General features: G+C 54.2%; 20 protein-coding genes and 1 other annotated feature. Of the genes, 15 read left to right on the top strand and 5 right to left on the bottom strand.

Translation table 11 applies throughout. The features are described from left to right. Position 1: 1 nt before the first annotated feature. The 9 genes from dnaN (at position 2) to K7R23_RS06245 (ending at position 10,861) form a co-directional block, all read left to right on the top strand. Complete coding sequence (gene dnaN, locus K7R23_RS06285; protein ID WP_012907997.1) at positions 2-1,102, top strand: DNA polymerase III subunit beta; 1,101 nt, start codon at positions 2-4, stop codon at positions 1,100-1,102. 147 nt (positions 1,103-1,249) lie between these two features. After that, positions 1,250-2,323, top strand: a complete 1,074-nt coding sequence (recF, locus tag K7R23_RS06280) for a DNA replication/repair protein RecF (protein ID WP_012907998.1) — start codon at positions 1,250-1,252, stop codon at positions 2,321-2,323. A gap of 28 nt (positions 2,324-2,351) precedes the next feature. Beyond that, positions 2,352-4,766, top strand: a complete 2,415-nt coding sequence (gene gyrB / locus K7R23_RS06275; protein ID WP_012907999.1) for a DNA topoisomerase (ATP-hydrolyzing) subunit B — start codon at positions 2,352-2,354, stop codon at positions 4,764-4,766. A gap of 163 nt (positions 4,767-4,929) precedes the next feature. Continuing rightward, the gene (gene yidA, locus K7R23_RS06270) at positions 4,930-5,742 is read left to right on the top strand and encodes a sugar-phosphatase (RefSeq protein ID WP_012908000.1); all 813 of its coding nucleotides are present in this window, start codon (positions 4,930-4,932) and stop codon (positions 5,740-5,742) included. A 290-nt stretch (positions 5,743-6,032) separates the two neighbouring features. After that, entirely contained in the window at positions 6,033-6,722 is a 690-nt protein-coding gene (gene dgoR, locus K7R23_RS06265) for a D-galactonate utilization transcriptional regulator DgoR (protein WP_012908001.1), read from the top strand. Then, entirely contained in the window at positions 6,719-7,597 is an 879-nt protein-coding gene (locus K7R23_RS06260; protein ID WP_012908002.1) for a 2-dehydro-3-deoxygalactonokinase, read from the top strand. The genes dgoR and K7R23_RS06260 overlap by 4 nt, the downstream gene beginning before the upstream one ends. After that, the gene (locus K7R23_RS06255; protein WP_012908003.1) at positions 7,581-8,198 is read left to right on the top strand and encodes a 2-dehydro-3-deoxy-6-phosphogalactonate aldolase; all 618 of its coding nucleotides are present in this window, start codon (positions 7,581-7,583) and stop codon (positions 8,196-8,198) included. Before K7R23_RS06260 ends, K7R23_RS06255 begins: the two co-directional genes overlap by 17 nt. Next, on the top strand, positions 8,195-9,343 hold the full coding sequence (dgoD, locus tag K7R23_RS06250) for a galactonate dehydratase (RefSeq protein WP_012908004.1): 1,149 nt from the start codon (positions 8,195-8,197) through the stop codon (positions 9,341-9,343). The genes K7R23_RS06255 and dgoD overlap by 4 nt, the downstream gene beginning before the upstream one ends. A gap of 180 nt (positions 9,344-9,523) precedes the next feature. Continuing rightward, positions 9,524-10,861, top strand: coding sequence for an MFS transporter (locus tag K7R23_RS06245; protein WP_043013312.1), 1,338 nt, complete (start codon positions 9,524-9,526; stop codon positions 10,859-10,861). Here K7R23_RS06245 and cbrA read toward each other — a convergent pair. After that, the gene (cbrA, locus tag K7R23_RS06240; protein WP_012908006.1) at positions 10,822-11,964 is read right to left on the bottom strand and encodes a colicin M resistance lipid reductase CbrA; all 1,143 of its coding nucleotides are present in this window, start codon (positions 11,962-11,964) and stop codon (positions 10,822-10,824) included. The genes K7R23_RS06245 and cbrA overlap by 40 nt on opposite strands. Before the next feature lie 99 nt (positions 11,965-12,063). Between cbrA and K7R23_RS06235 the strand changes: the two genes are divergently transcribed. Continuing rightward, on the top strand, positions 12,064-13,290 hold the full coding sequence (locus K7R23_RS06235) for a YidR family protein (protein WP_012908007.1): 1,227 nt from the start codon (positions 12,064-12,066) through the stop codon (positions 13,288-13,290). Here the strand turns inward: K7R23_RS06235 and K7R23_RS06230 are convergent, their stop codons facing one another. Next, complete coding sequence (locus K7R23_RS06230; RefSeq protein WP_042623351.1) at positions 13,291-13,623, bottom strand: YceK/YidQ family lipoprotein; 333 nt, start codon at positions 13,621-13,623, stop codon at positions 13,291-13,293. A gap of 240 nt (positions 13,624-13,863) precedes the next feature. Next, positions 13,864-13,936, top strand: a sequence feature (ROSE (Repression Of Heat Shock gene Expression) occurs in the 5'-region of heat shock genes and acts as an RNA thermometer to modulate expression.). Here K7R23_RS06230 and ibpA point away from each other — a divergent pair. The 3 genes from ibpA (at position 13,930) to K7R23_RS06215 (ending at position 16,649) form a co-directional block, all read left to right on the top strand. Beyond that, a complete protein-coding gene (ibpA, locus tag K7R23_RS06225) occupies positions 13,930-14,343 on the top strand; it encodes a small heat shock chaperone IbpA (RefSeq protein WP_001532742.1) in 414 nt (137 codons plus the stop codon). Its footprint overlaps the feature before it by 7 nt. A gap of 89 nt (positions 14,344-14,432) precedes the next feature. Continuing rightward, entirely contained in the window at positions 14,433-14,861 is a 429-nt protein-coding gene (ibpB, locus tag K7R23_RS06220) for a small heat shock chaperone IbpB (protein ID WP_012908010.1), read from the top strand. A 126-nt stretch (positions 14,862-14,987) separates the two neighbouring features. Beyond that, positions 14,988-16,649 carry a putative transporter gene (locus K7R23_RS06215; protein ID WP_012908011.1) on the top strand — a complete coding sequence of 554 codons (1,662 nt, stop codon included), beginning with the start codon at positions 14,988-14,990 and terminating at the stop codon, positions 16,647-16,649. On the opposite strand, the gene K7R23_RS06210 is transcribed toward K7R23_RS06215, so the two are convergent. Together K7R23_RS06210 and K7R23_RS06205 are read right to left on the bottom strand one after the other, a co-directional pair. Next, the gene (locus K7R23_RS06210) at positions 16,606-17,364 is read right to left on the bottom strand and encodes a GntR family transcriptional regulator (protein ID WP_012908012.1); all 759 of its coding nucleotides are present in this window, start codon (positions 17,362-17,364) and stop codon (positions 16,606-16,608) included. The genes K7R23_RS06215 and K7R23_RS06210 overlap by 44 nt on opposite strands. 31 nt (positions 17,365-17,395) lie before the next feature. After that, positions 17,396-18,088 carry a GntR family transcriptional regulator gene (locus K7R23_RS06205; RefSeq protein ID WP_012908013.1) on the bottom strand — a complete coding sequence of 231 codons (693 nt, stop codon included), beginning with the start codon at positions 18,086-18,088 and terminating at the stop codon, positions 17,396-17,398. Between the two features lie 273 nt (positions 18,089-18,361). On the opposite strand from K7R23_RS06205, the gene K7R23_RS06200 reads away from it, so the two are divergent. After that, positions 18,362-19,969: an alpha-glucoside-specific PTS transporter subunit IIBC gene (locus K7R23_RS06200; protein ID WP_012908014.1), complete on the top strand. Its 1,608-nt coding sequence runs from the start codon at positions 18,362-18,364 to the stop codon at positions 19,967-19,969. Further along, a complete protein-coding gene (locus K7R23_RS06195) occupies positions 19,966-21,288 on the top strand; it encodes a 6-phospho-alpha-glucosidase (RefSeq protein ID WP_012908015.1) in 1,323 nt (440 codons plus the stop codon). The genes K7R23_RS06200 and K7R23_RS06195 overlap by 4 nt, the downstream gene beginning before the upstream one ends. On the opposite strand, the gene K7R23_RS06190 is transcribed toward K7R23_RS06195, so the two are convergent. Next, the gene (locus tag K7R23_RS06190) at positions 21,285-22,178 is read right to left on the bottom strand and encodes a helix-turn-helix transcriptional regulator (RefSeq protein ID WP_024132993.1); all 894 of its coding nucleotides are present in this window, start codon (positions 22,176-22,178) and stop codon (positions 21,285-21,287) included. The two genes, K7R23_RS06195 and K7R23_RS06190, sit on opposite strands and share 4 nt — an antisense overlap. Positions 22,179-22,206: the final 28 nt, after the last annotated feature.

Here is a 22,206-nt window from a genome sequence, read left to right as displayed (position 1 = left end):
TATGAAATTTACCGTTGAACGTGAACACTTATTAAAACCGCTTCAGCAGGTCAGCGGCCCGCTGGGTGGTCGTCCTACGCTGCCGATTCTCGGTAACCTGCTGTTGCAGGTCGCTGACGGTACGCTTTCCCTTACCGGCACCGATCTGGAAATGGAGATGGTGGCGCGCGTTGCGTTGATTCAGGCGCATGAGCCTGGTGCGACCACCGTGCCGGCGCGCAAATTCTTCGATATCTGCCGCGGCCTGCCGGAAGGCGCTGAAATCGCCGTCCAGCTGGAAGGCGATCGTATGCTGGTGCGTTCCGGACGCAGCCGTTTCTCGCTGTCCACCCTGCCTGCCGCCGACTTCCCGAATCTGGATGACTGGCAGAGCGAGGTCGAATTCACGCTGCCGCAGGCCACGATGAAGCGCCTGATTGAAGCCACGCAGTTCTCGATGGCGCATCAGGACGTGCGTTACTATTTAAACGGCATGCTGTTTGAGACCGAAGGCGAAGAGCTGCGCACCGTGGCGACCGACGGTCACCGTCTGGCGGTCTGCTCTATGCCCGTTGGCCAGTCGCTGCCCAGTCATTCGGTGATCGTGCCGCGTAAAGGCGTTATTGAACTGATGCGTATGCTCGACGGCGGCGACAACCCGCTGCACGTGCAGATTGGCAGCAACAACATCCGCGCGCACGTGGGCGACTTTATCTTTACCTCCAAGCTGGTGGATGGTCGCTTCCCGGACTATCGTCGCGTACTGCCGAAGAACCCGGATAAACATCTGGAAGCGGGATGCGACATTCTCAAGCAGGCGTTTGCCCGCGCGGCGATCCTGTCCAACGAGAAGTTCCGCGGCGTGCGTCTGTATGTGAGCGAAAATCAGCTCAAAATTACCGCTAATAACCCGGAACAGGAAGAAGCGGAAGAAATTCTGGATGTGACCTATCCGGGCACGGAAATGGAGATCGGCTTTAACGTCAGCTACGTGCTGGATGTGTTGAATGCGCTGAAGTGCGAAACGGTGCGCATTATGCTGACCGACTCTGTGTCGAGCGTGCAGATAGAAGATGCGGCGAGCCAAAGCGCAGCATACGTTGTTATGCCCATGCGCTTGTAGTGGAAAATATCGGGCTATCTTACTTGCCATTTTCAACCTGGGCTGTGCTCGCCCCTGTCACGTACTTCGTGTACGCTCCAGGGTCTGCGCGCAGTCCGCGTTGAAACTGGCTGCGCCGATTACGCCCTGGCCTGAAGAATCTCTGATATGTCACTAACGCGCCTTCTTATCAAAGACTTCCGCAATATCGAAAACGCGGATCTCGCTTTATCTCCCGGCTTTAACTTCCTGGTCGGCGCCAACGGTAGCGGCAAAACCAGCGTGCTGGAAGCCATCTATACGCTCGGCCACGGCCGGGCGTTTCGCAGTTTGCAGCCTGGTCGCGTGATTCGTCACGACCAGGAGTCGTTTGTCCTGCATGGTCGATTACAGGGTGATGAGCGGGAAACCTCGATCGGCCTGAGCAAAGATAAACAGGGCGACAGCAAAGTGCGCATTGACGGCACCGACGGCCATAAGGTCGCGGAACTGGCGCACCTGATGCCGATGCAATTGATTACGCCGGAGGGGTTTACTTTACTCAACGGCGGCCCCAAATACAGAAGAGCGTTCCTTGACTGGGGATGCTTTCACAACGAAGCCGGATTCTTCACCGCCTGGAGCAACCTGAAACGGCTGCTGAAACAGCGCAACGCGGCGCTGCGCCAGGTGAGCCGCTACGAACAACTGCGTCCGTGGGATAAAGAGCTTATCCCGCTGGCGGAACAGATCAGCGCATGGCGCGCGGCGTACAGCGCCGGTATCGCACAGGATATGGCGGACACCTGCCAGCAGTTTCTTCCTGAGTTCACGCTCTCCTTCTCCTTTCAGCGCGGCTGGGAGAAAGAGACTGACTATGCCGAAGTGCTGGAGCGCAGCTTTGAACGCGACCGCATGTTGACCTACACCGCGCACGGTCCGCATAAGGCGGACTTTCGCATTCGCGCCGATGGCGCGCCGGTGGAAGATACCCTGTCGCGCGGGCAGCTTAAGCTGCTGATGTGCGCCTTACGTCTGGCGCAAGGCGAGTACCTCACCCGTGAAAGCGGGCGGCGGTGTCTCTACCTGATAGATGATTTTGCCTCTGAACTTGATGATGCGCGCCGCGGGCTGCTGGCCAGCCGCTTAAAAGCGACGCAATCGCAGGTCTTCGTCAGCGCAATCAGCGCTGAACACGTTCTGGACATGTCGGATGAAAATTCGAAGATGTTTAACGTAGAAAAGGGTAAAATAACGGATTAACCCAAGTTGAAATGAGCGAGAAACGTTGATGTCGAATTCCTATGACTCCTCCAGTATCAAAGTCCTGAAAGGACTCGATGCGGTGCGTAAGCGCCCGGGTATGTATATCGGCGACACGGATGACGGCACCGGTCTGCACCACATGGTATTTGAGGTGGTAGATAACGCTATCGACGAAGCGCTCGCGGGTCACTGTAAAGATATTATCGTCACCATTCACGCCGATAACTCCGTTTCCGTACAGGATGACGGACGCGGCATCCCGACCGGTATTCACCCGGAAGAGGGGGTGTCGGCGGCGGAAGTGATCATGACCGTTCTGCACGCGGGCGGTAAATTCGACGATAACTCTTATAAAGTGTCCGGCGGTCTGCACGGCGTTGGCGTTTCCGTAGTAAACGCCCTGTCGCAGAAACTGGAACTGGTTATCCAGCGCGATAACAAAATTCACCGTCAGATCTACGTGCATGGCGTGCCGCAGGCGCCGCTGGCCGTAACCGGCGACACCGACAAGACCGGTACGATGGTGCGTTTCTGGCCGAGCCTGGAAACCTTCACCAACGTCACTGAATTTGAATATGAGATCCTGGCGAAGCGTCTGCGCGAGCTGTCCTTCCTTAACTCCGGCGTCTCTATCCGTCTTAAAGACAAGCGCGACGGTAAAGAGGATCATTTCCACTACGAAGGCGGCATCAAGGCGTTCGTTGAGTATCTGAACAAGAACAAAACGCCGATCCACCCGAACATCTTCTACTTCTCCACGGAAAAAGACGGTATCGGCGTGGAAGTGGCATTGCAGTGGAACGATGGTTTCCAGGAAAACATCTACTGCTTTACCAACAACATTCCGCAGCGTGACGGCGGTACGCACCTGGCAGGCTTCCGTGCGGCGATGACCCGTACTCTGAATGCCTACATGGATAAAGAAGGCTACAGCAAAAAAGCCAAAGTCAGCGCCACCGGCGACGATGCCCGCGAAGGGCTGATCGCGGTGGTGTCCGTGAAGGTGCCGGATCCGAAATTCTCCTCCCAGACCAAAGACAAGCTGGTGTCGTCTGAGGTGAAATCGGCGGTGGAACAGCAGATGAACGAACTGCTGAGCGAATACCTGCTGGAGAACCCGTCCGACGCGAAAATTGTAGTCGGCAAGATTATCGACGCGGCGCGCGCCCGTGAAGCGGCGCGTCGCGCCCGTGAAATGACCCGTCGTAAAGGCGCGCTGGACTTAGCCGGTCTGCCGGGCAAGCTGGCGGACTGTCAGGAACGCGATCCGGCGCTGTCCGAACTGTACCTTGTGGAAGGGGACTCCGCGGGCGGCTCTGCGAAGCAGGGGCGTAACCGCAAGAATCAGGCGATTCTGCCGCTGAAGGGGAAAATCCTCAACGTCGAGAAAGCGCGCTTCGACAAGATGCTCTCTTCTCAGGAAGTGGCGACGCTGATCACCGCGCTGGGCTGCGGCATTGGCCGTGACGAGTACAACCCGGACAAACTGCGCTATCACAGCATCATCATCATGACCGATGCGGACGTCGACGGCTCGCACATCCGTACGCTGCTGTTGACCTTCTTCTACCGTCAGATGCCGGAAATCGTCGAGCGCGGGCACGTCTACATTGCCCAGCCGCCGCTGTACAAAGTGAAGAAAGGCAAGCAGGAACAGTACATTAAAGACGATGAAGCTATGGACCAGTACCAGATCTCCATCGCGCTGGACGGTGCGACCCTGCATACCAACGCCAGCGCCCCGGCGCTGTCTGGCGAAGCGTTAGAGAAGCTGGTTTCTGAGTACAACGCGGCGCAGAAAATGATTGGCCGTATGGAGCGTCGTTTCCCGAAAGCGCTGCTGAAAGAGCTGGTTTATCAACCGACGCTGGTGGAAGCCGATCTCGCTGACGAGCAGAAAGTGACCCGTTGGGTGAACGCGCTGATCACCGAGCTGAACGAGAAAGAGCGGCACGGCAGCATGTGGAAATTCGATATTCAGCACAATGCGGAACAGAATCTGTACGAGCCGATCGTTCGCGTGCGTACCCACGGCGTGGATACCGACTACCCGCTGGATCATGAGTTTGTCACCGGCGCGGAATACCGTCGTATCTGCACGCTGGGCGAGAAGCTGCGCGGCCTGATTGAAGAAGATGCGTTTATTGAACGCGGCGAGCGTCGTCAGCCGGTCGCCAGCTTCGAGCAGGCGCTGGACTGGCTGGTGAAGGAGTCCCGTCGCGGCCTCGCTATCCAGCGTTATAAAGGTCTGGGCGAGATGAACCCGGAACAGCTATGGGAAACCACGATGGACCCGGAAAGCCGTCGTATGCTGCGCGTTACCGTGAAAGATGCGATTGCCGCCGACCAGCTGTTCACCACGCTGATGGGCGACGCCGTGGAACCGCGTCGTGCGTTTATCGAAGAAAACGCCCTGAAAGCGGCGAACATCGATATTTAACGTAACGCCCCGCGTTGTTGGCCCGGTAAGCGCTTGCGCCACCGGGCTTTTCTTTGCCCGCAAAAAAGGAATCCGGCTTCCCCTTTCCATCCCCCTTTTGATAGCTGTTTTTTGAGCGGAATCGCGTTAGCATGAGGCAGTGCTCATTTAATGCGGGGAATTCATGGCTATCAAACTCATTGCTATCGATATGGATGGCACCCTTTTGCTGCCCGATCATACCATTTCACCGGCGGTTAAAAACGCCATTGCCGCCGCCCGTGAAAAAGGGGTCAACGTGGTGCTGACCACCGGTCGTCCCTACGCCGGAGTGCATAACTACCTGAAAGAGCTGCACATGGAACAGCCTGGCGACTACTGCATTACCTACAACGGCGCGCTGGTGCAGAAGGCGGGCGACGGCAGTACCGTTGCGCAAACGGCGTTGAGCTATGACGACTATCGCTATCTGGAACAACTCTCCCGCGAGGTCGGTTCGCACTTCCACGCGCTGGATCGCAATACGCTGTATACCGCCAACCGTGATATCAGTTACTACACCGTACATGAGTCGTATGTGGCGACGATTCCGCTGGTGTTCTGTGAAGCGGAGAAGATGGACCCGGCGACTCAGTTCCTGAAAGTGATGATGATTGATGAACCTGCGATCCTCGATAAAGCCATATCCCGCATCCCCGCAGAGGTGAAAGAGAAGTACACCGTGCTGAAAAGCGCGCCGTACTTCCTCGAAATTCTTGACAAGCGGGTCAATAAAGGCACAGGCGTGAAATCTCTGGCCGATGCGCTGGGGATCAAAGCGGAAGAAATTATGGCGATTGGCGATCAGGAGAACGATATCGCGATGATCGAGTACGCCGGAACGGGCGTGGCGATGGACAACGCCATACCTTCAGTGAAAGAGGTTGCTGACTTCGTCACCAGGTCCAACCTTGAAGACGGCGTGGCGTATGCCATTGAGAAGTTTGTGCTGAATTAACCCCTGCTTTTGCCTGATGGCGTTACCTTATCAGGCCTGTAAGTCATTAACCTGCCATGCGAACCCGCTCCCGTAGCGGGTTTTTTTATGCTTGCTGTTGCCCATCCTTCATAACAATTTTATTACGAATTGTCGTTTTTGTGATCTAAATTGTAGTACAACACAGTATGATTGTACTACATTGAGCGCATGGCGATGATGAACAGCATCACGTTAGTACTACAAAAGTGAGGCGTATTGCAGCGGTAACGGTAAAGTAGAGCAGTACATTCAGAGCATAAGGACTCTCCATGACTCTCAACAAAACCGATCGCATCGTTATCACGCTGGGCAAACAGATTGTTATCGGCAAGTACGTGCCGGGTTCGGCGCTTCCGGCGGAAGCGGAACTGTGTGAGGAGTTTGCAACCTCACGCAACATCATTCGCGAAGTGTTCCGTTCCTTGATGGCGAAGCGACTTATCGAAATGAAGCGCTATCGCGGCGCATTTATCGCGCCACGAAACCAGTGGAATTACCTCGATACCGACGTATTGCAATGGGTGCTGGAAAATGACTATGACCCGCGGCTGATTGGCGCAATGAGCGAAGTGCGTAACCTGGTGGAGCCGGCTATTGCGCGCTGGGCGGCAGAGCGGGCCACCTCGAGCGATCTGGCGGAAATCGAATCGGCGCTCAACGACATGATCGCCAACAACCAGAACCGGGACGCCTTTAACGAAGCGGACATTCGCTATCACGAGGCGGTTTTACAGTCGGTGCATAACCCGGTTTTACAGCAGCTCAGCGTGGCGATCAGCTCGCTACAGCGGGCCGTTTTTGAACGAACCTGGATGGGGGACGAGGCCAACATGCCGATGACGCTCCAGGAACATAAGGCGCTATTCGATGCGATACGGCATCAGGATAGCGATGCGGCAGAGCAGGCGGCCTTAACCATGATCGCCAGCTCAACACGAAGGCTCAAGGAAATTACATGACAGCTCGCTACATCGCCATTGACTGGGGATCGACCAATCTGCGCGCTTGGCTTTACCAGGGCGAAAAATGTCTCGACAGCAGACAATCAGAAGCAGGCGTCACGCGCCTGAACGGGAAATCTCCCCAGGCGGTGTTAGCTGAAGTCACGCACAGCTGGCGCGACAGCGCCACTCCGGTGGTGATGGCGGGAATGATCGGCAGCAACGTGGGCTGGAAAATCGCTCCCTATTTGCCGGTTCCCGTCCATTTTTCCGCTATTGGCGAGCAGTTAACCGCCGTTAGCGACAATATCTGGATCATTCCCGGCCTGAGCGTTTCACGCGAGGATAACCACAACGTCATGCGTGGCGAAGAAACGCAACTGCTGGGTGCCCGCACACTCTCTCCTTCTTCTGTCTATGTCATGCCGGGAACCCACTGTAAATGGGTGCTGGCCGATGCCGAACAGATTCACGATTTCCGCACCGTTATGACCGGCGAACTACACCATCTCCTGCTGCGTCATTCGCTGGTGGGCGCAGGTTTACCGGAGCAGGAAACGTCTGCCGGGGCGTTTAACGCCGGGCTTGAGCGCGGACTCGCCTCGCCTGACCTGCTGGCGAAACTTTTTGAAGTTCGCGCCTCGCACGTGCTGGGAAGTCTGCCGCGCGAGCAGGTCAGCGAATTTTTATCCGGCCTGCTGATTGGTGCGGAAGTCGCCAGTATGCGCGATTTTGTCGCGAACGAGCGGGCTATTACTCTCGTCGCGGGCTCATCGCTGACCGCGCGCTATCAGCAGGCGTTTCGCGCCGCCGGGCGCGAGGTGGCGACGGTGGCCGGCGATACGGCATTCCAGGCTGGTATAAGGAGCATCGCACATGCAGTGGCAAACTAACCTCCCGCTGATCGCAATTTTGCGCGGCATTACTCCCGATGAGGCTCTTGCGCACGTTGGCGCCGTCATCGACGCAGGCTTTGATGCGGTCGAAATTCCGCTTAACTCGCCACAATGGGAAAAAAGTATCCCCGCCGTCGTTGACGCGTATGGCAAGCGGGCGCTGATTGGCGCCGGAACGGTACTCAGGCCCGAACAGGTCGACAAGCTTGTGCAAATGGGGTGCAGGCTGGTGGTTACGCCGAATATTCAGCCTGAGGTGATTCGGCGCGCGGTGGGCTACGGCATGACCGTTTGTCCGGGATGCGCGACCGCCAGCGAAGCCTTCACCGCGCTGGATGCCGGTGCGCAGGCGTTAAAAATTTTCCCGTCATCGGCCTTTGGCCCGGACTACATCAAAGCGCTAAAAGCGGTGCTCCCGCCGGATGTGCCGGTATTTGCCGTGGGCGGCGTTACGCCGGAAAACCTGGCGCAATGGCTTAACGCAGGCTGCGTAGGGGCCGGGCTGGGCAGCGATCTCTATCGCGCCGGTCAGCCGGTGGAACGTACCGCGCAGCAGGCGGCGGCATTTGTGAAAGCGTATCGAGAGGCAGTGAAATGAAAATAACCAAAATCACCACGTACCGTTTACCTCCGCGTTGGATGTTCCTGAAAATCGAAACCGACGAAGGCGTGGTGGGCTGGGGCGAACCGGTGATCGAAGGGCGCGCCCGCACCGTGGAGGCGGCGGTGCATGAGTTTGGCGATTATCTGATTGGGCAGGACCCGTCACGGATTAACGATCTGTGGCAGGTGATGTACCGGGCCGGTTTTTATCGTGGCGGCCCCATCATGATGAGCGCCATTGCCGGTATCGATCAGGCGTTATGGGATATCAAAGGCAAGGTGCTGAACGCGCCGGTCTGGCAGCTGATGGGCGGCCTGGTGCGCGATAAAATTAAAGCCTACAGCTGGGTCGGCGGCGACCGCCCGGCAGAGGTGATTGATGGTATTAACAAGCTGCGCGGCATTGGCTTTGACACCTTCAAGCTTAACGGCTGCGAGGAGATGGGCGTTATCGATAACTCGCGCGCCGTTGACCGCGCCGTCAATACCGTGGCGCAGATCCGCGAAGCTTTCGGCAGCGAAATCGAATTTGGCCTCGATTTCCACGGCCGCGTCAGCGCGCCGATGGCGAAGGTGCTGATTAAAGAGCTGGAGCCGTATCGCCCGCTGTTTATTGAAGAACCGGTGCTCGCCGAACAGGCGGAGTATTATCCGAAGCTGGCCGAACAGACCCACATTCCCATCGCCGCGGGGGAGCGTATGTTCTCGCGCTTCGAGTTCAAACGCGTGCTGGAAGCGGGCGGCATCGCCATTTTGCAGCCGGATCTCTCCCACGCCGGCGGCATTACCGAATGCTACAAAATTGCCGGGATGGCGGAAGCATACGATGTGGCGCTGGCGCCGCACTGTCCGCTGGGCCCCATCGCGCTGGCCGCCTGCCTGCATGTCGACTTTGTATCGCGCAACGCGGTATTCCAGGAGCAGAGCATGGGGATTCACTATAACCAGGGCGCGGAACTGCTCGACTTTGTGAACAATAAAGAAGATTTCAGCATGGACGGCGGCTTCTTTAAACCGTTAACCAAACCGGGTCTGGGCGTGGAAATTGACGAAGCCAAAGTGATTGCGCTGAGTAAAAATGCGCCGGACTGGCGTAACCCACTTTGGCGTCATGAGGACGGTTCTGTAGCCGAGTGGTAAATGCGCGTCATACTTCGCGCTGGTGATGCGTTGGCTGCGTTTTCTTACCCCGGTCACATACTTTTGTATGCTCCCGGGGATGCGAAAACTTGCCGCCTTTCCCAAGCACGAATTATTTAGCGCATTTCGTTTACGTTTTTAATTAAAAAAAACCAATACACCCTCTGTAAATTACAGGGCATGGTGAGCGGCTTCGCTATGCCCAAAATCTGGAGACAGATTGCGATGGATATTCCAGTTACTGCTGCAAAAACCGGGCGTCGCCGCTACGTGACGCTGATTATGATCTTTATTACCGTAGTTATTTGTTACGTTGACCGCGCCAACCTGGCCGTGGCCTCCGCGCATATTCAGGAGGAATTTGGCATTACCAAAGCGGAAATGGGCTACGTCTTTTCCGCCTTCGCCTGGCTGTATACGCTGTGCCAGATCCCCGGCGGCTGGTTTCTTGACCGCGTCGGCTCGCGCCTGACCTACTTTATCGCTATTTTCGGCTGGTCGGTGGCGACGCTATTGCAGGGCTTCGCCAGCGGGTTGCTGTCGCTGATCGGCCTGCGGGCGATTACCGGGATTTTCGAAGCCCCGGCCTTTCCGACCAATAACCGGATGGTGACCAGCTGGTTCCCGGAGCACGAGCGCGCCTCGGCAGTCGGCTTTTACACCTCCAGGCAGTTTGTCGGCCTGGCGTTCCTCACCCCGCTACTGATCTGGATCCAGGAGCTGCTGAGCTGGCACTGGGTGTTTATCGTCACCGGCGGCATCGGCATTATCTGGTCGCTGATCTGGTTTAAGGTTTACCAGCCGCCACGCCTGACCAAAAGCATCAGTAAAGCGGAGCTGGACTACATTCGTGACGGCGGGGGGCTGGTGGATGGCGATGCGCCGGTGAAAAAAGAGGCGCGACAGCCGCTGAGCAAAGCCGACTGGAAGCTGGTGTTTCACCGTAAGCTGGTAGGCGTGTATCTGGGGCAGTTTGCCGTTACCTCCACGCTGTGGTTCTTCCTGACCTGGTTCCCGAACTATCTGACCCAGGAAAAGGGCATTACCGCGCTGAAAGCCGGTTTTATGACGACGGTGCCTTTCCTTGCCGCCTTCTTCGGCGTACTGCTCTCCGGCTGGCTGGCCGATAAGCTGGTGAAAAAAGGCTTCTCCCTTGGCGTGGCGCGAAAGACCCCGATCATCTGCGGTCTGTTGATCTCCACCTGCATCATGGGCGCCAATTACACCAACGAGCCGGTATGGATTATGACGTTGATGGCGCTGGCCTTTTTCGGCAACGGTTTCGCCTCTATCACCTGGTCGCTGGTTTCTTCCCTGGCGCCGATGCGTTTGATTGGCCTGACCGGCGGCGTGTTTAACTTTGTCGGCGGTCTGGGCGGGATCACCGTACCGCTGGTGATTGGCTACCTGGCGCAGGACTACGGCTTTGGTCCGGCGCTGGTCTATATCTCGGCGGTTGCCCTGATTGGCGCGCTCTCTTATATCCTGCTGGTGGGGGATGTTAAACGCGTAGGGTAACCATCGCTTATCAGCCCGTCAGTCTGAACGGCGGGCTGTTCATCCTGCGCCAGAGGAATATGCGCCACGCCGCTTTGCATAACCCGCTTTCGGGTCAGCGCCGAGGTTAATATCCGGCTCTTAAGGATCTTGCCATACAGCTTAATGCGCAGTTGACGGGTGACCTTTCGGTAAGCGCTATTTTTGTCGGCCGCATGACGCGTCAGCACGGCGTTAAGCCTGTCTGCGCTGTCCAGCGCGTAGCTTATTCCCTCCAGTGAGCTGGCGCTGATAAATCCGGCCGCCTCGCCAATCAGGAATGCGTTATCTTTACCGCAGACAAAATCTTTCCAGCGTGAGGGAAATAGCACCGTGCATTTCTCGCTTTTCAGCGGGTTACCGAAGCGGAACTGAAAGGCTTCCATCTTCGCTTTTAGCGCCTCGAATCGCGCCTGGCCGTCTTTCATTGGATATGCGCCGCCGAAAATAAAATAGCCGTCCTTGCTGATGCTCCACGAATAACAGTCCGTTATCGCATTATCGAAAATGCAGGAATAAAACGGCACCGGATGGCTTTCGGCAAACCACTGCTGGATGGCGACATATTTGCGAATCTGATGCTGTGGGTAGAGATAGCGACGCACCAGCGAATTTGCGCCGTCGGCGCCGACCAGATAGCGGGTGGTGACTTTCTGCTCCTGGCCATCGGCGCGAAAAATAATGTGCCATTTATCCTCTTCCCGCCAGATTTTACGACACAGGCTGTCGTGATAAACCCGCACATCGTCAGGAATCAGCGATTTCAGCCATAAATCGAAGGCGTGACGGTTTATATTGATATAGCTGCGCTGGTAGTTACGTTCCAGCGAAGCTTCAACGTCTATTGTTTTAACGCTGAAGATTTGCGGGTTGGCGATGACATCGACGGGCAGCGTGAGCCCGTCGCGAATAAATGCCCGCTGCGCGTCCGGCGCCAGCAGACCGCCGCAGGGCTTGGTGAAGCCTTCGTTTCCGCACTGTCGCTTTTTATCCAGCGCAATCACCTGCATTTTACCGCTTAATTTACGCGCCAGCGCGGCGCCAGCCGGGCCGAGACCGATAATCGCTACGTCGAAATGTTCCATCTTTCTGTCCGTAAAAATTAAGATGGCGTCAGGCTAGCGCCTGAAAGTGAAGTCCTTGTGAAGTATGATGAGCGAAAATGTCATGAAACGGACTACCGCATGAAGCAGATCACCTTTACCCGGCGTAATCATCAACTGACCAATATCAATAGCTGGACACCGGACAGCCGCTGGCTGGTGTTTGACGTTCGCCCTTCCGGCGCGTCGTTTACCGGTGACACCATTGAGCGCGTAAACGTTCATACGGGGGAGACAGAGGTGATTTACCGCGCCACCCGTGGGGCGCACGTCGGCGTAGTGACCGTTCATCCCCAGACAGAGAAATATGTCTTTATTCATGGGCCTGAAAATCCGGATGCGCACTGGCAATACGATTTTCATCACCGTCGCGGGGTGGTTGCTGAACGGGGAGGCATCACTAACCTCGACGCGATGGATATTACCGCGCCCCTGACTCCCGGCGCGCTGCGCGGCGGCAGCCACGTGCATGTCTATAGCCCGGACGGTAAATGCGTCAGCTTTACCTATAACGATCATCTCCTTCATGAGCGCGATCCGGCGCTGGATTTACGCAACGTTGGCGTCGCGACGCCTTATGGCCCGGTAACCGTCGCGGCGCAGCATCCCCGGGAATACAGCGGAAGCTACTGGTGCGTGCTGGTCAGCCAGACCACGCCTTCGCCGCAGCCGGGCAGCGATGAGATCAATCGGGCTTATGAAGAAGGTTGGGTGGGGAATCATGCGCTGGCGTTTATTGGCGACACGCTTTCGGTTACGGGCGAAAAGGTGCCGGAGCTGTTTATTGTCGATCTGCCTCATGATGAGGCTGGCTGGAAAACGCCCGGCGACGCGCCGCTGGAAGGGACGGACGCCACTCTGCCCGCGCCGCCGCGCGGAGTGCGGCAACGTCGTCTGACGTTCACCCACTCGCGCCGTTTTCCGGGGCTGGTGAACGTACCGCGCCACTGGGTGCGCGCTCATCCAGCGGGGGATGAGATTGCGTTTTTGATGCGCGATGAGAAGGGTATCGTGCAGCTCTGGCTTATATCCGCACAGGGCGGAGAACCGCGGCAGCTGACGCATCATACCGCAGGGATTCAGTCAGCATTCAACTGGCATCCGTCGGGGAAATGGCTGGGGTTTGTGCTGGATAACCGCATCGCCTGCTGCGATGCGCAAAGCGGCGCGATAACCTTTCTGACGCCGCAGCATGGTCATCCGCCCTCGGCGGACGCCGTGGTGTTTTCACCGGATGGCCGGTTTATCGCGTGGATGGAAGAGGTGGACGGTTACCGACAGCTTTGGCTGACAGAAACCGGACGGTAGTCAGGGGGCGGACATTTTTGCCGGTGGGATCACGGCGTTAACCGCCTGTGCTCCCTCCTCGCTTTTCTCTACCCGCGATCTCACTGAACTGTCTTTGCGGAACAGATCCCACGGCAGAAGAAGGGTATCCATGACCGCCGTAAACGGCATATCCAGAATGGCCAGCGATTTTGTGCCCCAGTTTGTCTCATCGTCACCTATCATCGCGGCGCTGGCGCGGGTGCCCGGATACGTTCCCTCTTTCCCGCCGGTATGTGACATTACGCTGGAGCAACCATTCAGCAAAACCATCCCACTGCACAACATCAGCGTTAATAACACATTTCTTATCATAATTTATTCATCTGTGGCGTATCGGTGTTTGCATGATGAGTTATAGCGATCCCTTGCCAGAAAATCAGACTCATCACGTCGCTCTGTGGCGGCTGTCGCACTTTAACATTACGTGCCTTACCTTCAGTCTATGCAATAGACACCAAACTGCAAAAAAAAGTCCGCCGGATGCGCTTGAAAAGTTCGTGAACGGACCCATTTTGATTGTGTAGACAACTGAAGGGCCCGCCTGATGGGGGTTCTGACTACCCGACCTGTCCACAATGGAAGGTCACACATTCTCGCTGATTTCAGGAGCTATTGATTATGCGTAACTTTGATTTATCCCCGCTGTACCGTTCTGCTATTGGTTTCGACCGCCTGTTCAACCTGCTTGAAAACAACCAGAGCCAGAGCAATGGCGGCTATCCTCCGTATAACGTCGAGCTGGTAGACGAAAACCATTACCGCATTGCGATTGCCGTGGCCGGGTTTGCTGAAAGCGAACTGGAGATCACCGCCCAGGATAATCTGCTGGTGGTGAAAGGCGCCCATGCGGATGAGCAAAAAGAACGTACTTACCTTTACCAGGGCATCGCGGAACGCAACTTTGAGCGTAAGTTCCAGTTAGCCGAGAACATTCATGTTCGTGGCGCGAATCTGGTGAATGGCCTGCTGTATATCGAACTTGAGCGCGTGATTCCGGAAGCGAACAAACCGCGCCGCATCGAAATCAACTAATTCCGCGGGCCGCGCTGCGCGGCCTGTTAAATCCTGCTCGCCGTCAGGGAGCACAGGTGTATTAACTCGCTTCTCAGAAGGAGATTATTATGCGTAACTACGATTTATCCCCGCTGCTGCGTCAATGGATCGGTTTCGACAAACTGGCCAGCACGCTGCAAAACGCCGGTGAAAGCCAGAGCTTCCCGCCCTATAACATCGAAAAAAGTGACGATAACCACTATCGCATTACCCTTGCGCTGGCCGGTTTCCGTCAGGAAGATCTGGATATTCAACTGGAAGGCACACGGCTGACCGTGAAGGGCACGCCCGTACAGCCTGAAAAAGAGACTAAATGGTTACATCAGGGGCTGATCAGCCAGCCGTTCAGCCTGAGTTTTACTCTTGCTGAAAATATGGAAGTGTCCGGCGCCACCTTCGTTAACGGGCTGCTGCATATCGATTTAACCCGCAACGAGCCAGAAGCCATTGCCCCCCAGCGTATCGCCATCAGCGAGCGCCCCGCACTGAATAGCTAAAACATAGCTCCTTACCCTTGCCCCGCCAGAAATGACGGGGCTTTTTTGTGCTTTACCACCCATACATTGCGGTTGTACTCTGCGAGAATCCATTTACTCAATAATGTTATTCACAGGGAATAAAAGATGAGTGATATAGCATTGACGGTCAGCGTTCTGGCGGTGGTGGCGGTTGTTGGATTATGGATCGGCAATATCAAAGTGCGGGGGATCGGCTTTGGCATTGGCGGCGTGCTGTTTGGCGGCATTATCGTCGGTCATTTTGTCGACCAGGCCGGGGTGACGCTGAGCGGCGATATGCTGCACTTCATCCAGGAGTTTGGCCTGATTCTGTTCGTTTACACCATCGGTATTCAGGTGGGACCTGGCTTCTTTGCTTCGCTGCGCGTTTCCGGCCTGCGCCTCAATCTGTTTGCGATTCTGATTGTTATCATGGGCGGCCTGGTCACCGCGATTCTGCATAAAATTTTCGCCATTCCGCTGCCGGTGGTGCTGGGGATTTTCTCCGGGGCGGTGACCAATACTCCGGCGCTGGGGGCGGGGCAACAAATCCTGCGCGATCTGGGCACGCCAATGGACGTGGTGGATCAAATGGGGATGAGCTACGCGATGGCCTATCCGTTCGGCATTTGCGGCATTCTGCTGACTATGTGGCTGATGCGCATGATCTTCCGCGTGAATGTGGAGGCGGAGGCTCAGCAGCATGAGTCGACCCTCACCAACGGGCACTCGCTGATCAAAACCATCAATATCCGCGTTGAAAACCCTAACCTCAACAATATGGCGATTCAGGACGTACCGCTCCTGAACAGCGACAAAATTATCTGCTCGCGCCTGAAGCGTGAAGAGACGCTGATGGTGCCGTCGCCCACCACCGTTATTCAGCTCGGCGATCTGTTGCACCTGGTCGGGCAGCCCGGCGATCTGCATAACGCTCAGCTGGTCATTGGTCAGGAAGTGGATACCTCCCTTTCCACCCGTGGCACCGATCTTCGCGTTGAGCGCGTGGTGGTCACCAATGAAAAAGTGCTGGGTAAGCGCATCCGCGATCTGCACTTTAAAGAGCGCTATGACGTGGTGATCTCCAGGCTCAACCGCGCCGGTGTCGAACTGGTCGCCAGTAGCGACGCCAGCCTGCAGTTTGGCGACATTCTCAACCTGGTGGGGCGACCGGCCTCCATTGACGCCGTCGCCAGCGTGGTGGGCAACGCCCAGCAGAAGCTGCAACAGGTGCAGATGCTGCCGGTGTTTATCGGTATCGGGCTGGGCGTTATGCTCGGCTCCATTCCGCTTTTCGTTCCCGGATTCCCGGTGGCGTTAAAGCTGGGGCTGGCGGGTGGTCCGCTGATTATGGCGCTGATCCTCGGGCGTATCGGCAGCATCGGTAAGCTGTACTGGTTTATGCCGCCGAGCGCTAACCTGGCGCTGCGCGAGCTGGGGATTGTGCTTTTTCTGGCGGTGGTCGGGCTGAAGTCGGGCGGTGACTTTATCGATACCCTGACCCAGGGAGAAGGCTTAAGCTGGATTGGCTACGGAATATTTATCACCGCAATTCCGCTGATTACCGTTGGCCTGCTGGCGCGTATCTTCGCCAAAATGAACTACCTGACGCTGTGCGGAATGCTGGCCGGTTCTATGACCGATCCGCCCGCGCTGGCGTTTGCCAACAACCTGCACGCCACCAGCGGCGCGGCGGCGCTGTCCTATGCGACCGTTTATCCGCTGGTGATGTTCCTGCGCATTATCACCCCGCAGCTGCTGGCGGTGATTTTCTGGGGACTGGGGTAAGTTCACGGCCCGGATGGACACGACGCAAATGGTAGTCCACCGGGCTCTCGCTGGCATTTCTGAACATCACCGAATAATTCAAAAAATCACCGCTATCGCTGTACAAAAGTGATGTAATCCGTAACAGCGGTGTCTGTTCAGGCACATTCATTAGTGCGGCAAGCTGTTTATCAGCAAGCACCGGCGTCAGATTTTCGTAGCCGCCGCTGATGATAATGCCGCACGTTTTCTCGATGTAAGCGAATTTTCCTCCCTCCAGATGGGCAACTGAAAGATTGCGGAACAGTTTTACCGGCATGTAGCTGTCTTCCAGCATCAGCGGTTTCTCCTCTATATGGCGTATGCGGCGGGAGAAGTAAATACGTTCGTTAATCTGAATACGTAACTGGCTGGCAATCGCCGGCGGCGCTGGCATCACCTCAAAGGCCAGAACCTGGCTTTTTACACTTTTCTCTTGCCGTTGCAGTATTTCCGTCAGCCCGTTCAGATGGGCGGTCTCATGATAAATATCTTTGCGGACAACGTAGTTTCCGCTGCCGTGGCGGCGCTGCACCAGCCCCAGGTCTACTAACATGTCGATAGCTTTACGGATGGTCATTCGTGAAACCGCAAACTCTTCGGCAAGCTTTTTTTCACCCGGCAACGGGTTGCCAATATGGTAATCAGAAGAGTTAAGTCGAATTCGCAGTCGTTCCGCCACTGATTTATAGATCATCTTTTTTATTCCTGATATTAATGCGCGTTATTTATAGATAACGATCTTCACGATATTCGCTGGTATTTCGATACATGATAGAGTAATTGATAAACTCATTTTCCCGGCTATAGGTTAACGATGTAATACATAATATCGGCGTGCTCTCTTTGATGTTAAGAAGACTGGCAATACCGCTTTCTACCAGTACAGGAGTCAGGCATTCATAAGTACCACCGATGGAAATATGGCACTCTTTTTCAATATACTTGAATTTTGAACCTTCGAGGTGCGTCACCGTTAAGTTCTTAAAAAAACGAACAGGCATATAGCTATCTTCTAACATTAATGGTGTGCTATTAACAAAGCGAAGTCGCCTTGAGTAGTAAACCTGTTCATTATTTGCAAGATGTAATTGCGCCGCTATCACTTCAGTTGCCGGTTGGATTTTAAAGGCAAGGACGTCGCTGGTGATTTTTCCGTGAAAGACTTTCATCGCATCAAAAAATCCAGGAATACTATCTGTTCCCGCATATACATTTTTATGGATGATATATGTTCCACTCCCATTTTTTCTGAAAACCAATCCCCACCCGACCAGTAAATCGATAGCTTTGCGCACGGTCATTCTGCTGACACCAAATTCTGAGGCTAATCGGTTTTCGCCAGGGAGAGCGCTACCCACTTCATATTCAGCGGTGCCTATGCGAACTCTTAGTGTATTTGCAATATTTTTATAGATCATCATTAGACCTCTTTCGCTACATAAAATATCGATATACATCCAATTAACCAATTGAAACTAAATGTGTTTTTTCTTTTCGATAAAACAGGAATTACCAGGCTGTATAGAAACCACTAAAAAAATATACAGCTTACATAAAATAAAATCATGATGCTGGTCACAAATGTTTTTATTGCAAAGGCAATGACGAATCCTTTCTGTTTTATCTTATTGGTGAAGTATGAAAAATCGTTAAGTTATATTCATTGTAAATGTAACATATAAGGATTAAAAATGCTGAGTAAAATACAGCGCTTTGGTGGCGCGATGTTCACCCCTGTATTGTTATTTCCTTTTGCTGGCATTGTTGTGGGAATATGCATTCTATTACAGAACCCTCTTTTTGTTGGGGAAGCGTTGACCTCTCCGGACTCGCTTTTTGCTCAAATCGTTAAAGTGATTGAGGACGGCGGTTGGGCTGTTTTTCGCAACATGGCTTTAATATTTGCGATTGGATTACCTATTGGACTTGCCAATAATGGCCACGCCAGGGCTTGTTTAGCTGTACTGGTCAGTTTTCTGGCATGGAATTATTTCATTAACATTATGGGAACGCTATGGGGGGATTTTTTTGCCGTCGATTTTTCTTTGGCTCCCACAACCGGAAGCGGATTGACAACGATCGCGGGGATAAAAACATTAGATACTAGTATTATAGGCGCTATTGTTATCTCCGGTATTGTTACGGCTATCCATAATCATTTTTTTGATAAACCCTTACCTGCCATTATCGGCATCTTTCAGGGTACGTCCTTTGTCGTCATTGTAGCTTTTTGGGTGATGTTACCCTGTGCGTGGTTAACATTACTGTGCTGGCCGAAAGTGCAGGCAGGAATTGGTTCATTGCAGGATTTTTTACGCACTGCCGGGGCGTTCGGCGTATGGGTCTACACTTTCCTTGAGCGCATCCTGATTCCAACGGGGCTGCATCATTTTGTCTACGGTCCTTTTATGTTTGGTCCGGCCGCAGTGGAAGGTGGAATTCAGATCCACTGGGCGAACCATTTGCTTGAATACAGCCAGACTACCACGCCACTCAAAACTCTTTTCCCGGAAGGCGGATTTGGCCTGTTTGGTAATTCAAAAATCTTTGGCGCTCCCGGAATTGCGCTTGCTCTCTATTACACCGCAGCAGTGGAGAACCGGAAAAAAATCGCCGGGTTGCTCATACCAGCGACGTTAACCGCCGTACTTGTGGGTGTGACGGAGCCTCTGGAGTTCACCTTCCTGTTTATCTCTCCCGCGTTGTTCGCGATTCATGCCCTCCTTGCCGCCACAATGGCGACAACCATGTACCTCTGCGGCGTGGTGGGCAATATGGGAGGTGGGTTGATCGATACAATGTTGCCGCAGGACTGGATCCCAATGTTCCATAACCATGCCGGAATGATATTCACCCAGATGGGGATTGGGCTGGTCTTTACCGTGCTCTACTTCGTGATCTTTCGTGCGCTTATCCTGCGTTTCAATCTTAAGACGCCGGGTCGTGAAGAGAGTGAAGTTCGGCTCTATAGCAAAGCCGATTATAAGGCTGCGCAGACTGCGGCATCAAAAGTGCCCCACGAGCAGGCAATAGGTTTTCTGACGGCTTTGGGCGGCGCTGCCAATATCGAAAATATCAATAACTGCGCCACCCGTTTGCGTATCACGCTCCGGGATATGGCGTTAACTCAACATGATGACGTCTTCAAAACGTATGGCGCGTACGGCGTTGTTCGTCATGGCAATGCGATCCAGGTCATTGTCGGACTTAATGTTCCGATGGTGCGCGAGCAGATGGAAACGCTAATGAAAACCCCTTTCTCAAACGAACAGATCCTCAGGACGGAGGCAGTATCATGAAAAAATTCTCGGTGGTTATTGCGGGCGGCGGCAGTACTTTTACTCCGGGCATCGTATTAATGTTGCTGGCTAATCAGGAGCGTTTCCCGCTACGCACGCTGAAATTCTATGACAATGACGGCGCTCGCCAGGAAATAATTGCCGAAGCCTGCAAAATCATCCTCAAAGAGCAGGCGCCAGAGATTGAATTTAGTTACAGCACCGATCCCGAAACCGCATTTACCGATGTTGATTTCGTGATGGCGCACATCCGCGTAGGCAAATACCCTATGCGGGAGAAAGACGAAAAAATCCCCCTGCGTCATGGCGTTCTGGGTCAGGAAACCTGCGGGCCGGGCGGGATCGCCTATGGCATGCGTTCCATTGGCGGCGTGCTGGAACTGGTGGATTACATGGAAAAATATTCACCGGCCGCCTGGATGCTTAACTATTCGAACCCGGCGGCCATCGTGGCGGAGGCGACGCGACGTCTGCGTCCGAAGGCCAGAATCCTCAATATATGCGATATGCCCATTGGCATTGAAAGCCGGTTTGCGCAGATTGCTGGCTTACAAAGCCGTAAGCAGTTGCGGACGCGTTATTATGGGTTGAATCACTTTGGCTGGTGGACATCGATTGAAGATTTACAGGGCAACGATCTTATGCCGCTGTTACGTGAACATACGAAAAAATACGGTTATGTTCCGCTGCTTGATGTTCCGCCCACAGAAGCAAGCTGGAACGATACTTTTGTAAAAATGAAGGATGTCTGCCTGCTTGATCCTGAAACCCTGCCGAATACCTATTTGAAATACTATTTGCTGCCCGATTATGTCGTACAGCATTCAAATCCGGAATATACCCGTGCCAATGAGGTCATGGATCATCGTGAAAAACAGGTATTTGGAGCCTGTCAGGCCATTATAGACGCGGGAAATTCTTCTGCCGGCGAGCTGGAAATTGACGAACATGCTTCTTATATAGTCGATCTGGCGGTAGCCATTGCTTTTAACACTCAGGAGAGAATGCTGCTGATTGTGCCGAATAACGGGGCTATTAATAATTTTGATGATGATGCGATGGTGGAGATCCCGTGTCTGGTGGGCCATAACGGACCGGAGCCGCTGACCGTGGGGGAAATCCCGCAGTTTCAAAAAGGCCTTATGAGCCAGCAGGTAGCCGTTGAAAAGCTGGTCGTGGATGCCTGGCAACATCGCTCTTATCAGCGCCTATGGCAGGCGATCACGCTGTCGAAAACCGTGCCAGGTTCGACCGTGGCTAAAGCGATTCTTGATGACCTGATCGAAGCCAATAAAGAGTTCTGGCCGGAACTGCGCTAACCCTGTTGACCGGCATCCTGCGGGTGCCGGTTCGCATGCTTCAGCACCGCCGACGGCGCATAGCCAAACTTCTGCTTAAACGCTTTACTGAAATGAAACAGGTCAAAGAAATTGAGTCTGTCCGCTACCTGACCGACGGAATTCCCCTCCTGTTTTAACAGCGATAACGCCAGCTCCAGGCGGGCATCCAGCACATATTCTTTCGGCGTTTTGCCGGTATAGCGCAAAAAAAGGCGTCGCAGCCAGGCTTCGCTACAGGGAATGGTCGCCGCCATGTCCGCGACGCTCCAGCGGCGCTGCAGGCTGGCGTGCAGGGTGGCGATTAATTTTTCAATTTGCCGACGCTGAGGGTCTTTTTTCCCTTCGGCATAAATAAGACAAATCCATTGATAAATGATTTTGGTAAGAAAAGCGACGGCGAGATTATTTTTTATGGGCTCTGCTGACGTTATTAACTGCGATACCTGAGCAAGCTCATTATTATAAACCTCGCCCTGATAAATAACGCATTGTTGGCGAACGGGAATATCCATGATACTGGTTGGCGTAAATTCCATCCAGTATTGTTCCCACAGCAAACCGTCGCAATGATAGGACAGAATATCGGTCGGTTTTAAAAAGATGATGCAGTTGCCGTTAAGGGTGATCTGCTCGCCATCTTTTAGCAGAATTTTCCCGCAGCCCTGCACGGTATAGACCGCGACCCAGGAGTTGGCGATCAGCGGCTTTCTCTTGTCGCGCGGCCAGATTACCCGATAATGCTCATCGGCGAAGGTGTGCCACAACGAGATTAATGAAATTCCGCTGGAGATCACATTTTCATTAATAAGCAGCGGAATATTGTACGTAGTTTCGTTTTTTACATGCGAACTTTGCAAATTTCCATTCATTTTAATTTCTCGCCGGAGAATTATGCTC

The sequence above is a fragment of the Citrobacter rodentium NBRC 105723 = DSM 16636 genome (assembly GCF_021278985.1).
In the GTDB taxonomy this organism is placed as follows: Bacteria; Pseudomonadota; Gammaproteobacteria; order Enterobacterales; family Enterobacteriaceae; genus Citrobacter_A; species Citrobacter_A rodentium.
The sequence above is the reverse complement of the archived record's forward strand: the minus strand, read 5'-3'. Positions and strand labels throughout refer to the sequence as shown.

Excerpts from the sequence above, each read along its gene's own strand:
- ibpA (WP_001532742.1), top strand. The coding sequence starts at position 13,930 with ATGCGTAACTTTGATTTATCCCCGCTGTACCGTTCTGCTATTGGTTTC.
- cbrA (WP_012908006.1), bottom strand. The coding sequence starts at position 11,964 with ATGGAACATTTCGACGTAGCGATTATCGGTCTCGGCCCGGCTGGCGCC.
- dnaN (WP_012907997.1), top strand. The coding sequence starts at position 2 with ATGAAATTTACCGTTGAACGTGAACACTTATTAAAACCGCTTCAGCAG.
- K7R23_RS06255 (WP_012908003.1), top strand. The coding sequence starts at position 7,581 with ATGCAGTGGCAAACTAACCTCCCGCTGATCGCAATTTTGCGCGGCATT.
- K7R23_RS06190 (WP_024132993.1), bottom strand. The coding sequence starts at position 22,178 with ATGAATGGAAATTTGCAAAGTTCGCATGTAAAAAACGAAACTACGTAC.
- K7R23_RS06215 (WP_012908011.1), top strand. The coding sequence starts at position 14,988 with ATGAGTGATATAGCATTGACGGTCAGCGTTCTGGCGGTGGTGGCGGTT.
- K7R23_RS06195 (WP_012908015.1), top strand. The coding sequence starts at position 19,966 with ATGAAAAAATTCTCGGTGGTTATTGCGGGCGGCGGCAGTACTTTTACT.
- dgoR (WP_012908001.1), top strand. The coding sequence starts at position 6,033 with ATGACTCTCAACAAAACCGATCGCATCGTTATCACGCTGGGCAAACAG.
- K7R23_RS06235 (WP_012908007.1), top strand. The coding sequence starts at position 12,064 with ATGAAGCAGATCACCTTTACCCGGCGTAATCATCAACTGACCAATATC.
- K7R23_RS06200 (WP_012908014.1), top strand. The coding sequence starts at position 18,362 with ATGCTGAGTAAAATACAGCGCTTTGGTGGCGCGATGTTCACCCCTGTA.
- gyrB (WP_012907999.1), top strand. The coding sequence starts at position 2,352 with ATGTCGAATTCCTATGACTCCTCCAGTATCAAAGTCCTGAAAGGACTC.
- K7R23_RS06205 (WP_012908013.1), bottom strand. The coding sequence starts at position 18,088 with ATGATCTATAAAAATATTGCAAATACACTAAGAGTTCGCATAGGCACC.
- recF (WP_012907998.1), top strand. The coding sequence starts at position 1,250 with ATGTCACTAACGCGCCTTCTTATCAAAGACTTCCGCAATATCGAAAAC.
- K7R23_RS06260 (WP_012908002.1), top strand. The coding sequence starts at position 6,719 with ATGACAGCTCGCTACATCGCCATTGACTGGGGATCGACCAATCTGCGC.
- K7R23_RS06210 (WP_012908012.1), bottom strand. The coding sequence starts at position 17,364 with ATGATCTATAAATCAGTGGCGGAACGACTGCGAATTCGACTTAACTCT.
- ibpB (WP_012908010.1), top strand. The coding sequence starts at position 14,433 with ATGCGTAACTACGATTTATCCCCGCTGCTGCGTCAATGGATCGGTTTC.
- K7R23_RS06230 (WP_042623351.1), bottom strand. The coding sequence starts at position 13,623 with ATGATAAGAAATGTGTTATTAACGCTGATGTTGTGCAGTGGGATGGTT.
- yidA (WP_012908000.1), top strand. The coding sequence starts at position 4,930 with ATGGCTATCAAACTCATTGCTATCGATATGGATGGCACCCTTTTGCTG.
- K7R23_RS06245 (WP_043013312.1), top strand. The coding sequence starts at position 9,524 with ATGGTGAGCGGCTTCGCTATGCCCAAAATCTGGAGACAGATTGCGATG.
- dgoD (WP_012908004.1), top strand. The coding sequence starts at position 8,195 with ATGAAAATAACCAAAATCACCACGTACCGTTTACCTCCGCGTTGGATG.